The organism is Streptomyces sp. LX-29, assembly GCF_029541745.1.
Lineage (GTDB): Bacteria > Actinomycetota > Actinomycetes > Streptomycetales > Streptomycetaceae > Streptomyces.
The window spans coordinates 1,613,314-1,626,608 of the sequence record NZ_CP089746.1 but is presented as its reverse complement, the minus strand read 5'-3'; the positions used below and the strand labels follow the sequence as shown (position 1 = coordinate 1,626,608).

At 72.8% G+C, this 13,295-nt stretch carries 13 protein-coding genes; 8 read left to right on the top strand and 5 right to left on the bottom strand.

Going from position 1 to position 13,295, the window contains the following annotated elements; all coding sequences use genetic code 11:
• Window positions 1-104: 104 nt before the first annotated feature.
• Together aceB and LRS74_RS07090 are read right to left on the bottom strand one after the other, a co-directional pair.
• Window positions 105-1,721 carry a malate synthase A gene (aceB, locus tag LRS74_RS07095; RefSeq protein WP_277740193.1) on the bottom strand — a complete coding sequence of 539 codons (1,617 nt, stop codon included), beginning with the start codon at window positions 1,719-1,721 and terminating at the stop codon, window positions 105-107.
• 352 nt (window positions 1,722-2,073) lie between these two features.
• Window positions 2,074-2,700 (bottom strand): nucleotidyltransferase family protein, encoded by a 627-nt coding sequence (locus LRS74_RS07090; protein WP_277740192.1) that lies wholly within the window; start codon window positions 2,698-2,700, stop codon window positions 2,074-2,076.
• A 225-nt stretch (window positions 2,701-2,925) separates the two neighbouring features.
• On the opposite strand from LRS74_RS07090, the gene LRS74_RS07085 reads away from it, so the two are divergent.
• Window positions 2,926-3,249: a DUF5955 family protein gene (locus tag LRS74_RS07085; protein ID WP_347178192.1), complete on the top strand. Its 324-nt coding sequence runs from the start codon at window positions 2,926-2,928 to the stop codon at window positions 3,247-3,249.
• Window positions 3,250-3,455: 206 nt separating this feature from the next.
• Here LRS74_RS07085 and LRS74_RS07080 read toward each other — a convergent pair whose 3' ends face one another.
• The gene (locus LRS74_RS07080; RefSeq protein ID WP_277740191.1) at window positions 3,456-4,244 is read right to left on the bottom strand and encodes an IclR family transcriptional regulator; all 789 of its coding nucleotides are present in this window, start codon (window positions 4,242-4,244) and stop codon (window positions 3,456-3,458) included.
• Window positions 4,245-4,520: 276 nt separating this feature from the next.
• Here LRS74_RS07080 and allB point away from each other — a divergent pair, with 276 nt between their 5' ends.
• Entirely contained in the window at window positions 4,521-5,861 is a 1,341-nt protein-coding gene (gene allB, locus LRS74_RS07075) for an allantoinase AllB (RefSeq protein ID WP_277740190.1), read from the top strand.
• Between the two features lie 3 nt (window positions 5,862-5,864).
• Window positions 5,865-7,064, top strand: a complete 1,200-nt coding sequence (alc, locus tag LRS74_RS07070) for an allantoicase (protein ID WP_277740189.1) — start codon at window positions 5,865-5,867, stop codon at window positions 7,062-7,064.
• Between the two features lie 111 nt (window positions 7,065-7,175).
• Here alc and LRS74_RS07065 read toward each other — a convergent pair whose 3' ends face one another.
• Window positions 7,176-7,355 (bottom strand): DUF6126 family protein, encoded by a 180-nt coding sequence (locus LRS74_RS07065; protein ID WP_277740188.1) that lies wholly within the window; start codon window positions 7,353-7,355, stop codon window positions 7,176-7,178.
• The gene (locus tag LRS74_RS07060; protein ID WP_277740187.1) at window positions 7,352-7,996 is read right to left on the bottom strand and encodes an XRE family transcriptional regulator; all 645 of its coding nucleotides are present in this window, start codon (window positions 7,994-7,996) and stop codon (window positions 7,352-7,354) included. Before LRS74_RS07060 ends, LRS74_RS07065 begins: the two co-directional genes overlap by 4 nt.
• Before the next feature lie 171 nt (window positions 7,997-8,167).
• On the opposite strand from LRS74_RS07060, the gene LRS74_RS07055 reads away from it, so the two are divergent.
• The 5 genes from LRS74_RS07055 (at window position 8,168) to LRS74_RS07035 (ending at window position 13,244) form a co-directional block, all read left to right on the top strand.
• On the top strand, window positions 8,168-8,614 hold the full coding sequence (locus tag LRS74_RS07055; RefSeq protein WP_277740186.1) for a ribonuclease domain-containing protein: 447 nt from the start codon (window positions 8,168-8,170) through the stop codon (window positions 8,612-8,614).
• Window positions 8,615-8,933: 319 nt separating this feature from the next.
• Window positions 8,934-9,638, top strand: a complete 705-nt coding sequence (locus LRS74_RS07050) for an SDR family NAD(P)-dependent oxidoreductase (protein ID WP_277740185.1) — start codon at window positions 8,934-8,936, stop codon at window positions 9,636-9,638.
• A gap of 512 nt (window positions 9,639-10,150) precedes the next feature.
• Window positions 10,151-10,954: a GntR family transcriptional regulator gene (locus LRS74_RS07045; RefSeq protein ID WP_277740184.1), complete on the top strand. Its 804-nt coding sequence runs from the start codon at window positions 10,151-10,153 to the stop codon at window positions 10,952-10,954.
• Window positions 10,955-11,184: 230 nt separating this feature from the next.
• Window positions 11,185-12,165, top strand: coding sequence for a sugar ABC transporter substrate-binding protein (locus LRS74_RS07040; RefSeq protein WP_277740183.1), 981 nt, complete (start codon window positions 11,185-11,187; stop codon window positions 12,163-12,165).
• Window positions 12,162-13,244 carry an ABC transporter permease gene (locus tag LRS74_RS07035; RefSeq protein ID WP_277740182.1) on the top strand — a complete coding sequence of 361 codons (1,083 nt, stop codon included), beginning with the start codon at window positions 12,162-12,164 and terminating at the stop codon, window positions 13,242-13,244. Before LRS74_RS07040 ends, LRS74_RS07035 begins: the two co-directional genes overlap by 4 nt.
• Window positions 13,245-13,295 lie beyond the last annotated feature (51 nt).

Below are 13,295 nucleotides of genomic sequence, written 5' to 3'. Positions count from 1 at the left end.
GCGCGCGGAGGCCGCGAGGAACGAGTGGCCGAGCACGGTCGACCGTCGGCAGTCGCTCACGGCGCCCGGAGGCGAACCGAGCCTCAAAAAAAAAAGGGGGGCGCTCAGCCGAGCAGTTCGTATGCCGGGAGGGTGAGGAACTCCGCGTAGTCCTCGTCCAGGGACACCCTCAGCAGCAGGTCGTGGGCCTGCTGCCAGCGGCCGGCGGCGAACGCCTCCTCGCCCGTCTCCTCGCGGATGGCGGCCAGTTCGGCCGCCGCCACCGCGCGGACCAGCTCGGGGGTGGCCCGCCGGCCGTCCTCGAACTCGACGCCCGCGTTGATCCACTGCCAGATCTGGGAGCGGGAGATCTCGGCGGTGGCGGCGTCCTCCATCAGGTTGAAGATGGCCACCGCCCCCAGGCCGCGCAGCCACGCCTCGATGTAGCGGATGCCGACCTGGACGGCGTTGCGCAGCCCCTCGTAGCTGGGCCGGGCGTCCAGCGAGGCGATGTCGATCAGTTCGGCGGCCGTGACCTGGACGTCCTCACGGAGCCGGTCCTTCTGGTGCGGCCGGTCGCCGAGCACCGCGTCGAAGGAGGCGCGGGCGACCGGGACCAGGTCGGGGTGGGCCACCCAGGAGCCGTCGAAGCCGTCGCCGGCCTCGCGGTCCTTGTCCGCCTTGACCTTGGCGAAGGCCGCGGTGTTGATCTCGGGGTCGCGGCGCGACGGGATGAAGGCCGCCATGCCGCCGATGGCGTGCGCGCCACGCTTGTGACAGGTGCGGACCAGCAGTTCGGTGTAGGCGCGCATGAACGGGGCGGTCATGGTCACGGCGTTGCGGTCCGGAAGCACGAACTTCGCCCCGCCGTCGCGGAAGTTCTTCACGAGCGAGAACAGATAGTCCCAGCGGCCCGCGTTGAGCCCGGAGGCGTGCTCGCGCAGCTCGTAGAGGATCTCCTCCATCTCGTACGCGGCGGTGATCGTCTCGATCAGGACGGTGGCCCGGATGGTGCCCCGCGGGATGCCGAGCCGCTCCTGGGCGAAGACGAAGACCTCGTTCCAGAGCCGGGCCTCCAGGTGCGACTCGGTCTTGGGGAGGTAGAAGTACGGGCCCTTGCCCAGGTCGAGCAGGCGCCGGGCGTTGTGGAAGAAGTACAGACCGAAGTCGACCAGGGCGCCGGGCAGGGCGCGGCCGTCCAGCCGTAGATGGCGCTCGTCCAGGTGCCAGCCGCGCGGGCGCATCACCACGGTCGCCAACTCCGCGGCCGGGCGCAGCGCGTAGCTCTTGCCCTCCGGGCTGGTGAAGTCGATCCTGCGCTCGTAGGCGTCGATCAGGTTGAGCTGGCCGAGGATGACGTTCTCCCAGGTGGGAGCCGAGGCGTCCTCGAAGTCGGCGAGCCAGACGCGGGCGCCGGAGTTGAGGGCGTTGATGGTCATCTTGCGGTCGGTGGGGCCGGTGATCTCCACCCGGCGGTCCTCCAGCGCGGGCGGGGCGGGGGCGACCCGCCAGCTCTCGTCCTCGCGGATGTGCGCGGTCCGCGGCAGGAAGTCCAGGGTGCCGGTGCGGGCGATCTCGGCCCGGCGCTCGGCGCGCAGCGCCAGCAGTTCGTCGCGGCGCGGGGTGAAGCGGCGGTGGAGCTCGGCGAGGAAGCTCAGGGCCTCGTCGGTCAGCACCTCGCTCTGCCGCTCCAGCGGCTCGGCGTCGACGACGGCCAGCGGGGACGGTGCTGGTCCGGACATGGGCGGTCACTCCTTCGGTGAGGGCGCGGCCTTCGGCGGGACACGGGCCCGACGGACGAGGGCAGGGAGGGCCGGCTTCGAGGGCGCGGGCCGCCGGGGCTACGGCCCGCGGGCCGCGGGCGGGTCATGCCGGCACGGGGTGCCGCGGTCGCGGGAGCCGGGCGCGGCGGGCGCGGCGAGGCCCGACCGCTACCCAGAGCGCTTCTGACCAGTGGAGAATAATTTCCTCATGGTGGAAGTTCAATGGTTTGTTGATGTCGAGCGGGTGCGAGGGGGTGGAACCGGCCACGAGGGTGGCGCGCGGTGCCACCGCCTCCCGTGAGGAGCCTCCGAGGACACTTCGGGAGCGTGTTCACTCCAGGAGCGTGAGGTCCTCCGGGGTGTCGACGTCGTCCGGCGCGGCGATGTCGGCGCACTCGACCAGCGTCAACTCCCCGCGGTGCGCCCGGAGGAACGCGCGGGCGCCACGGTCCCCGGCGGCGCTCGCCGCGACCTCGGGCCAGTGCGCGCGGGCGATCAGCACCGGGTGGCCGCGCTCCCCGTCGTAGCAGGCCGCCGCCAGGCCCGCGCCGCGCCGGTGCGCGTCGAGCAGCCGGGCCACCGCCTCGGCGCCGATCCGCGGCTGGTCCACCAGCAGGACCAGCGCCGCGGACGCCTCGGGGGCCGCCTTGTCGAGCGCGGCCAGTCCCGTGCGCAGCGAAGAGCCCATGCCCGAAGGCCAGTCCTGGTTCTCCACCAGTCGGCATCCCGTCAGTTCCGCGCGGGCTCGCACCTCGGCCGCCGCCGCGCCGAGCACCACCTGCACCGGATCGCAGCCACCGGCCCGCAGGATCCGTACGGCGTGCTCCACCAGCGGCCGTCCACGGTGCGTCAGCAGCGCCTTGGGGCGGCCGCCCAGCCGGCGCCCCCCGCCGGCGGCCAGCAGCAGCCCGGCGACGGATCCGCCGGGGACCGTCGTGTCATGGGTCCCGTGTGCCATGGAGAGTGCATACCGCATGGGGGCGGGTGACCGTCGAGCGACCGGCGCGTCCGTTGAAATGTAAACGGAAAGCCTCGATTTCGCCCTGTGTGTGGCGCTCGATGCGGACAGTGGCGTTAACTGATCCGCCTGAGGGTGAGTGGCTTCGCGCAACGGCGCGCGAGGGGGAGGCGTGTGTTGTCCAGCGATCGTGTGAGGCTCGGCGAGCCGCCCGGTGCCTCGGCCATGGAGGGCGCCGCAGTCGTGAAACGGATGCGCGGGTTCGGCGGTGACGAGGATCCGAGAGCGATGGAGCTGCTCCGGGCCGTGGGTCGGTTGCGCCGCGAACTCGCGGCCCATCCGGCGGACTTACCCGACCGCGCCATCGCCGAGGACGAACTCGGCACGTTGGACGCCATGGCACGCGGCGGCACGCCCGAGCTGCCCCGGCTGCGCCGCTCCCTGTTGCTCGTCGCCGGCGCCGTCGGCTCGGTCAGCGCGCTGCGGCCGGCCCTGGGCGCGGTGCGCGCGGCGATCGACGACTTCGCCGACGCGGGCCGGGGCGGTTAGCGGCATCCGGGGCGCCGGGGCCCGGAGGCGTACGGCGGTCGCGTCTCGCGAGACCCCGCGCCCTTGCTCCCGTCGCGAGGGTGATCGGCCCGAGTCGGCGCGGTGCGGCGGTGCCGAAACGACCGGGGCCGGGGACGGGGTCGTACCGAGTGCGTGATGTTCGGGTGGCCGCTCCCAGCGGTGTGGCGGCCACGCCGGGTTGGCCGCTAGGCGCCCGGGCCGGTCGTGGTCAGGGCGATCGACAGCTCCGCCGCCACCTGCTGGAGCACCGGCACGATCTGCTCCGTCGTCTCGTCCGTCACCCGGCCCGCCGGCCCCGAGATGGAGATCGCCGCGGCGGTCGGGGAGTTGGGGACCGGCACCGCCAGGCAGCGCACCCCCAGCTCCTGCTCGTTGTCGTCCACCGCGTATCCCGTCTCGCGCACCCGCTCCAGCGCGGCCAGGAACTCGTCCGGCGAAGTGATCGTCTTCTGGGTGGCGGCGGGCATGCCGGTGCGGGCGAGCAGCGCGCGCACCTCGTCGGCGGGGGCGGCGGCCAGCAGCGCCTTGCCCACGCCGGTGGAGTGCGGCAGCACGCGCCGACCGACCTCGGTGAACATCCGCATCGAGTGGCGTGAGGGCACCTGGGCCACGTAGACCACCTCGTCGCCGTCGAGCAGCGCCATGTTGGCGGTCTCGCCGGTCTCCTCCACCAGCCGGGCCAGATACGGCCGCGCCCAGGTGCCCAGCAGTCGCGAGGCGCTCTCGCCGAGCCGGATCAGCCGCGGGCCCAGCGCGTATCGGCGGTTGGCCTGCTGGCGCACATATCCGCAGGCCACCAGCGTGCGCATCAGTCGGTGGATGGTGGGCAGCGGCAGCCCGCTGCTCACGGACAGCTCGCTCAGTCCGACCTCGCCCCCGGCGTCGGCCATCCGCTCCAGCAGGTCGAAGGCGCGCTCCAGGGACTGGACCCCGCCGGCGGTGCTGGTGGCGGTCTTGGGCTCGGCGGACGGCACGTCGCGTTCCTTTCCGGGGCAGGTGACGCCGGTCGGGCGAGCGCCGCGAGGGTGCTGGCCGGCCGGCCATGAGCAGCCTACCCGTCTCCGAAATTGGGTTTCCATCTCATGGAATCTTCCCAACCTTTGCCCGTTCGGCCGCGCCGCACCGGGTGGCGCCGGGCCGCGAGGAGGTCTTGACGGGTGGCGGGGCCGGAGTGAAGACTCTTCAACAGAAAGTTGAATTCCGCTCTATGGAAACTTTCTTCCGTGTTCCGGTGGGAATGGGAGGGATGGGTGTCAGACGTGGAGCTGGTGCTGCGCTCGACGCGCGTGGTGACCCCCGAGGGCACCCGCGCCGCGTCCGTCGCCGTCGCCGCCGGGAGGATCGCCGCGGTACTGCCCCACGGGGCCGAACCCCCCGCCGGCACCCCGCTGGTCGAGCTCGGGGACGACGTCCTGCTGCCCGGCCTCGTCGACACCCATGTGCACATCAACGACCCCGGCCGCGCCGAGTGGGAGGGGTTCCGCTCGGCGACCCGGGCCGCCGCAGCGGGAGGCGTCACCACCCTCGTCGACATGCCGCTCAACAGCATCCCGCCGACCACCACCACCCGGGCACTGGAGACCAAGCGGGCCGTCGCCCGCGAACGTGCCCATGTCGACGTCGGCTTCTGGGGCGGCGCGATCCCCGGCAACCTCGCCGACCTGGCGCCGTTGCACGAGGCCGGCGTCTTCGGCTTCAAGTGCTTCCTGCTCCACTCGGGCGTGGACGAGTTCCCGCGACTCGACCCCGCCGGGCTGGCCGCGGCGCTCGGCGAGATCGCCGGCTTCGGCGGGCTGCTGATCGTGCACGCCGAGGACCCCCGGCTCATCGCCGACGCCCCGGCCGCCACCGGCCCGCGCTACGTCGACTTCCTCGCCTCCCGGCCGCGCGACGCGGAGAACCGGGCCATCGCCGGCCTGGTCGAGCTGGCCCGCTCGCTCGACGCCCGGGTGCACATCCTGCACCTGTCCTCCGCCGAGGCGCTGCCGCTGATCGCCGCCGCCCGGCGCGAGGGCGTCCGCGTCACCGTCGAGACCTGCCCGCACTTCCTGACGCTGACCGCGGAGGAGGTCCCCGACGGCGCCACCGAGTTCAAGTGCTGCCCGCCCATCCGCGAGGCCGCCAACCAGGACGCGCTGTGGCAGGGGTTGTACGACGGCACCATCGACTGCGTCGTATCGGACCACTCGCCGTGCACCGCGGATCTGAAGACCGGTGACTTCGGCGGGGCCTGGGGCGGCATCGCCTCCCTCCAACTGGGGCTGTCCGCCGTCTGGACCGAGGCCCGGCGGCGCGGCCGCACCCTGGAAGAGGTCGCCCGCTGGATGGCCACCGCCCCCGCCGAACTGGTCGGGCTGCGGGCCAAGGGCGCCATCGAGGCCGGGCGCGACGCCGACTTCGCGGTCCTCGCCCCCGACGAGACCTTCACCGTCGACCCGGCCGTCCTGCACCACCGCAATCCGGTGACCGCGTACGCGGGGAGGACCCTCCACGGAGTGGTGCGGTCCACCTGGCTGCGCGGCCGGCGGATCGCCGACCACGGCGACGTTCCCCCCAAGCCTCTCGGACGACTTCTGGAAAGGCGGCCCTAGCAGATGACGGGCATCCCGTCCTCCACCGGCGACATACCGTCCTACACCGGAGACGCCGGCCCGTACGGCGGTGGCGACCCCTACGCCGACTACCGCGCCCCGGGCCCCGCCGGGTTCCCCTTCAGCCACCTCGTGGACCTCGCCGACCGGCGGCTGGGCGGTGCGGTCATCGCGGCCAACGACGAGTTCTTCGCCCCTCGCGAGAACCTGCTGGTGCCCGGGCGCCCGGTGTTCGACCCCGAGCGCTTCGGCCACAAGGGCAAGGTCATGGACGGCTGGGAGACCCGGCGCCGGCGCGGCGTCGACGCTTCCCGTCCCCACCCCGCCGAGGGCGAGCACGACTGGGCCCTGGTCCGGCTCGGCGCGCCCGGCGTCGTCCGCGGCCTGGTCGTCGACACCGCGCACTTCCGCGGCAACCATCCGAGGGCCGTCAGCGTCGAGGCCACCTCGGTCGCCGGCACGCCCTCGCCCGAGGAACTGCTCGCCGACGACGTGAAGTGGACGACGCTGGTGCCGCGCACCGCCGTCGGCGGACACGCGGCCAACGGCTTCGCCGTCCACGCCGAACAGCGCTTCACCCACCTGCGGCTCAACCAGCACCCCGACGGGGGCGTCGCCCGGCTGCGGGTGCACGGTGAGGTGGTTCCGGATCCGGCGTGGCTGGCCGCCCTCGGCACCTTCGACGTGCTGGCGCTCGAGAACGGCGGCCGGGTCGAGGACGCCTCCGACCGCTTCTACTCGCCCCCCGTCCACACCATCCAGCCCGGGCGCTCGGCCAAGATGGACGACGGCTGGGAGACCCGGCGCCGGCGCGACCACGGCCACGACTGGATCCGCTACCGGCTGGCCGCGCGGTCCGAGATCCGCGCCGTGGAGATCGACACCGCCTACCTCAAGGGCAACGCGGCGGGTTGGGCCGCGCTGTGGGTGCGCGACGAGCCCGAGGGCGCGGCGGGGGCGGATGAGGCGGTCGGGACGGAAGCCGCCGCGGGGGAGTGGCGGGAGATGCTGCCACGCACCCGACTCCAGCCGGACACCAACCACCGCTTCGTGCTCGACACACCCGTCACCGGCACCCGGGTCCGGATCGACATCTTCCCGGACGGCGGCATCTCCCGGCTGCGGCTGCACGGTTCGCTGACCGCCGAGGGCGCCGCGCGGCTCGCCGCACACCACCGCGAGCTGGGTGAGCCGAACGCCTAGCCGGCCGCGCCGTCTCACCAGGAGAGCGGCCGTGATCCCGCGTCAGGAGACCGCAGGGGGCGGCGAAGGCCGCGCTCCCGCGCGGTCTTCATCCCGCCTCGCCCCCACGGGTCACTTCGCGCCTCCCAGGTAGAAGAGTCCGAACAGGAAGGCGGCGATGATGTGGACTCCGACGAAGTAGACGAAGATGCGGACGGCGAAGGACATCGGCGCCCGGTCCTCCTCGGTGCCGGCCTTCCCGGCGCCGTTCGCGGCGCTTCCGTTCGCGCCGTCGTTCACGGCTTCGTTCATGACGTACCCCTGCTTCCTCTCGGGCCGGGCGTGACGGCGTCGCCCAGGCACAGCCCGGAGACGCCGCTCTGCAGCAGCGTGTGGACGAACAACAGCTCCGCGCCGCCGCGCGAGGCGGCTGCGATGCGGTGCGGGGTGAGCGAGTCGAAGTGGGCCGCGTCGCCGACCTCGAGCACGTGCGTGGCCTCGCCGAGCGCCAGGCTGAGCCGGCCCTTGAGGACGTACAGCCACTCCTCGCCGGGATGCACCCGCACCAGCTGCTCCTGGGGAACCTGGTGGAGCGGCACGTAGACCCGCAGTGCCTGCATGGCCCGGCCGGAACCGCCGGCTCGCCAGTAGGTCCAGCCACCGGTCTCCGAGGGCGGCGTCCGGTCGCCGCGCAGGATGGGGTCGCGCTCCGGGGGTACCTCGCCGAGCAGGTCGGATACCGTGGTCCCGTAGGTACGGGCCAAGGCCAGCAGCATCGGCAGCGAGGGTTGGCGGCGGCCCGTCTCCAGCCGGGACAGATGCGCGGGGGACAGGCCGGCCAGCTGGGCCGCGGCCTCCAGGGTCAGGCCGCTGCGGCGGCGGAGATCGCGCAGGCGGGGGGCGACGGCGGGTAGCTCGCCGCCGGGTCCCTCGGCCTCGGGGAGCGAGGTCATGTCTCCGGTATAGCCAGCCTTCGACCTCAGGGGCAAAAGTTTTGCCTGTGAGGCAAAAAGGTGACGACTCGACGACCTCTCGGTGGACTTCGCGCAGCTCCGGTGAACACCCGGAAAACATGATCGCTTTGGCATTGACATGACATGTGCTACGCGCGTCATGCTGCCCGCATGAAGACTCCCCCACGGATCCCCCTGATCACCCGCATCGGTGCCACCGGCGCGCTCGCCACGGCTCTGCTCTTCGGCGGCACCGCCGTCGCGGTCACTCCCGACACCTACCGGGCCGGCCCGGGCGTCACCGCCGCGGCCGCGCCGCGGGCAGCCGCCGCGGTCGGCGAGGTCTGCTACTCCGACCTGCCGTCCCAGGCGCACACCACGCTCGACCTGATCGACGACGGCGGCCCCTACCCGTACCCGCAGGACGGGACCGTCTTCCAGAACCGCGAGGGCGTCCTGCTCAAGCAGACCAGCGGCTACTACCACGAGTACACGGTGAAGACCCCGAACGCGCCGACGCGCGGCGCCCGACGCATCGTCACCGGCGAGGGCACCGACGAGGACTACTACACCGCCGACCACTACTCCTCGTTCGACCTCGTCGACTACGGCTGCTGACCCCACCTCTGGCGACACGTCAGGCGTCGAACGGGCCGTGCGCCGGCCCGTTCGACGCCCCGCGCCTCGGAACCGCGCGACCGCTCGGCGCCCGACGACCGGAGTCGGTGGTCATGCCGACGGCCGCGCGGTGGGGCCCTCGCGCGGTGCGCCGACCGGGGCCCGGGGCCCGGGGCCGTGGTGGCCCGGCGCTCCGACGGCGGGCGGGCGAGACGAGGCGGTCGGCGCGGCCGCCGGCGGGGGGCGAGCTTCATGAGTTCCTGCACGCGGTCGCCCGGCCGCCGTGGACAGCCGCCGCCGCGCGGCAGATGATCGGTGTATGGGCACCGTCTCGCTGGTCACCGGGGGCAACCGGGGCCTCGGCTTCGAGATCTGTCGGCAGCTGGCCGAGCGCGGGCACACGGTGCTGCTGAGCGCCCGCTCGCTGGACTCCGCGGGCACCGCCGCGCGACGGCTCATGGGCGAGGGCGCCGAGGGCGGCGAGGTGCGCCCGCTGCTCCTGGACGTCACGGACGACGCCGGGGTGAAGGCCGCCGCCGAACGGGTCGCCGACCGCTACGGCCGACTCGACGTGCTCGTCAACAACGCCGCCATCACCTACGACACCTGGCAGCGGGCGCTCACCGCCGACCTGGACGTCGTACGGGAGGCCGCCGAGACCAACCTCTACGGCCCCTGGCGCACCGCCCGCGCCTTCGCGGCGCTGCTCCGCGCCAGCGCCCACCCGCGGATGGTCAACGTCTCCAGCGAGGCCGGCTCGCTCACCGGCATGGCCGGCGGCACCCCCGCCTACGCGGTCACCAAGGCCGCCCTCAACGCGCTCACGCGCATGCTCGCCGCCGAGCTGGGCCCCGACGGCGTCCTGGTCAACGCGGTCTGTCCCGGCTGGGTCGCCACCGACATGGGTGGCGCCGGTGGACGGCCGGTGGACGCCGGCGCGGCCGGCGTGGTCTGGGCGGCGACGCTCCCGGACACCGGCCCCACCGGCGGCTTCTTCCGGGACGGACGTCCGCTGCCCTGGTGAGCTCCGCCCGGGCCGCCGCGCGTCGCACGCGGCGCCGGCCCGACGCGCCCCCGCCGGACGGACCCGTCGCATCGACGCCCAGCCGCGACTGGCCACCCTCCGCGCGGCCCCTCCGCGCGAGCCGTCTTCGGCGGCCCCTCCGCGTCGACCGACGCGTAGCGGCCCATCGGCGTCGACCGATCCGTGGCGACCGGCCTGCGGCGACCAGCCTGCGGCGACCGGCCTGCGGCGACCTGCCTGCGGCGACCGGCCTGCGGCGACCGGCCTGCGGCGACCTGCCTGCGGCGACCTGCCTGCGGCAACCCGCCTGCGGCGACCTGCCTGCGGCAACCCGCCTGCGGCGACCTGCCTGCGGCAACCCGCCTGCGGCGGCAGATCTTCGGCGGCCCGCCCGCGGCTGCGGCGATCCGCCCGCGGCGGCCCCTGCACGGCGACTCGTCCGCCGGTGATCCGTCCGCGGCGACCCATCTGTGGTGGCTTGTCCTGACAACCTGACTTCACGACTTTCCGTCATGTGTCCATGCCGATACGCTCACCTCGTGGCAGCAACGCAGGAAGCAGATTCCCCGGGGGCTTCGGAGCCGCTCCAGTTCAGCGTCGACCGCAGCAGCCCGGTCCCGCTCTACTTCCAGCTGTCCCAGCAGCTCGAAGCGGCGATCGAGCAGGGACGGCTGGCACCCGGCAGCCTGCTCGGCAACGAGATCGAGCTCGCCGGACGGCTCGGCCTGTCCCGCCCCACGGTCCGCCAGGCCATCCAGTCGCTGGTCGACAAGGGACTGCTGGTGCGCCGCCGCGGCGTGGGCACCCAGGTCGTGCACAGCCAGGTCAAGCGCCCGCTGGAGCTCAGCAGCCTCTACGACGACCTCGAGGCCGCCGGCCAGCGCCCCGCCACCCGGGTGCTGCGCAACACCATCGAGCCCGCGACCGCCGAGGTCGCCGCCGCGCTCGGCGTGCCCGAGGGCACCGATGTCGTCCTCATCGAGCGGCTGCGGCTCGCCCACGGCGAACCCATGGCCCATCTGCGCAACCACCTGCCCGCCGGGCTGCTCAAGCTGGAGAGCGCGGAGCTGGAGGAGACGGGCCTGTACCGCCTGATGCGCGGCGCCGGGATCACCCTGCACAGCGCCCGACAGGCGGTCGGGGCGCGCGCCGCCACCGCCGAGGAGGGCGAGCGGCTCGGCGAGCCCGAGGGCGCCCCGCTGCTGACCATGGAGCGCACCACCTACGACGACACCGGGCGCGCGGTCGAGTTCGGCTCGCACACCTACCGCGCCTCCCGCTACGCCTTCGAGTTCCAGCTGCTGGTGCGCCCCTGACCCGCTCCCGAACCCGCTCCAGCCTTGACGTGACCCGTACGCGCCCGTAGAAGTGCTCAAGCCGCCATGGGCCCGGCCCCGGTAAGGAAGGCGGCCGGACCTGACCGGCATCGCTGGACGGGGTTCAGGGATACTTGGGCGGTTGTGCGCCGGGCCTCGGCGCCGGCCGCACCGTGGTGGAGAGCAAGAAGGGCAACTTCGTGGCAAGGGTTCGGAGAAATGTACGGGCGATGACCGCCGTGCTGGCAGCGGTGCTCGGCGTGACCCTGGCGGGGTGCAGCAGCACGGGCGGCAAGCGCGCTGAGGAGCGGGCGGCCCGCGCCGCCGAGGGCCGCGCGGCGGTGGACACTCCGCGGTGGACCTTCGCCATGGTCACCCACTCGGGAGACGGCGACACCTTCTGGGACATCGTCCAGAACGGTGCCAAGCAGGCCGCCGTCAAGGACAACATCAAGTTCCTCTACGCCCACAACGAAGAGGGCAAGGAGCAGGCGCAGCTGGTCCAGTCGTACATCGACCAGGACGTCGACGGGCTGATCGTCACCCTGGCCAAGCCGGACGCCATGAAGGACGTGCTGAAGAAGGCGGTCGACGCCGGCATACCGGTGATCACGGTCAACTCCGGCTCCGAGGAGTCCAAGAGCTTCGGCGCGCTGGCCCACATCGGCCAGGACGAGACCATCGCCGGCGAGGCGGTCGGCGAGGAGCTCAACGAGCGGGGCAAGAAGAAGGCCCTGTGCGTGCTGCACGAGCAGGGCAACGTCGGCCATGAGCAGCGCTGCGACGGCACCGAGGAGACCTTCGAGGGCAAGCTGGAGAAGCTCTACGTCGAGGGCACCAACATGCCCGACGTGCAGTCCTCCATCGAGGCCAAGCTCCAGTCCGACAAGGACATCGACGCCGTCGTCACGCTCGGCGCCCCGTTCGCGGACACCGCGGCCAAGGCCGCCAAGCAGGCCGACAGCGACGCCGAGATCGACACCTTCGACCTGAACGCCAAGGTGGCCGCCGCGCTCCAGGACGGCTCCCTCGGCTTCGCCGTCGACCAGCAGCCGTACCTCCAGGGCTACGAGGCGGTCGACCTGCTGTGGCTGCACCGCTACAACGCCGACGTCCTCGGCGGCGGGAAGCCGGTGCTCACCGGGCCGCAGATCATCACCAAGGACGACGCCGCGGACCTCGCCGAGTACACCAAGCGGGGGACCCGATGACCGCCGACGCGCCAGCCGTGGAGCCGGGCCGACCGAGCGGTCCCGGGTCCGGCGCCGGCACCGGCGACGAGCGGCTGCTGCACCGCTCGCTGGCGCGCCGTCTGATGACCCGCCCCGAGCTGGGCGCGGTCGTCGGCGCCATCGCCGTCTTCGTCTTCTTCTCGATCGTCGCCGACACCTTCCTGCAGTGGTCGAGCTTCAGCACGGTGCTGTACGCGTCGTCCACGATCGGCATCATGGCGGTGCCGGTGGCGCTGCTGATGATCGGCGGCGAGTTCGACCTGTCCACCGGCGTCATGGTGACCTCGTCGGCGCTGGTCTCGTCGATGTTCTCGTACCAGATGACGGCGAACGTCTGGGTCGGCGTCGGGGTGTCGCTGCTGGCCACACTGGCCATCGGCTTCTTCAACGGCTTCCTGCTCACCCGCACCAAGCTGCCCAGCTTCATCATCACGCTGGGCACCTTCCTCATGCTCACCGGCATGAACCTGGGCTTCACCAAGCTGATCAGCGGCACGGTCTCCACCAAGACCATCGCCGACATGGAGGGCTTCGAGTCGGCCCGCAAGGTCTTCGCCTCGCACCTGACCGTCGGCGACGTGGATCTGAACGTCACCATCCTGTGGTGGTTCGGCCTGGTGGCGCTGGCCACCTGGATCCTGCTGCGCACCCACGTCGGCAACTGGATCTTCGCGGTGGGCGGCGGCGAGGACGCGGCCCGCGCGGTCGGCGTTCCGGTGCGTCGCACGAAGATCGGCCTCTATATGGCGGTCGCCTTCTGCGCCTGGATCTCCGGTCAGCACCTGCTGATGTCGTACGACGTGGTGCAGTCCGGCGAGGGTGTGGGCAACGAGTTCCTCTACATCATCGCGGCCGTCATCGGCGGCTGTCTGATGACCGGCGGCTACGGCTCCGCCATCGGCGCCGCCGTGGGCGCCTTCATCTTCGGCATGACCAACAAGGGCATCGTCTACGCGCAGTGGAACGCCGACTGGTTCAAGTTCTTCCTGGGCGCGATGCTGCTGCTCGCCACCCTGCTGAACGCGTGGGTCCGTAAGCGCGCGGAGGCGAGCAAGTGAGCGAGAACGAGAAGACGAGCGCGGCGCCGGCCGCGTCGACGGAGTCCACGA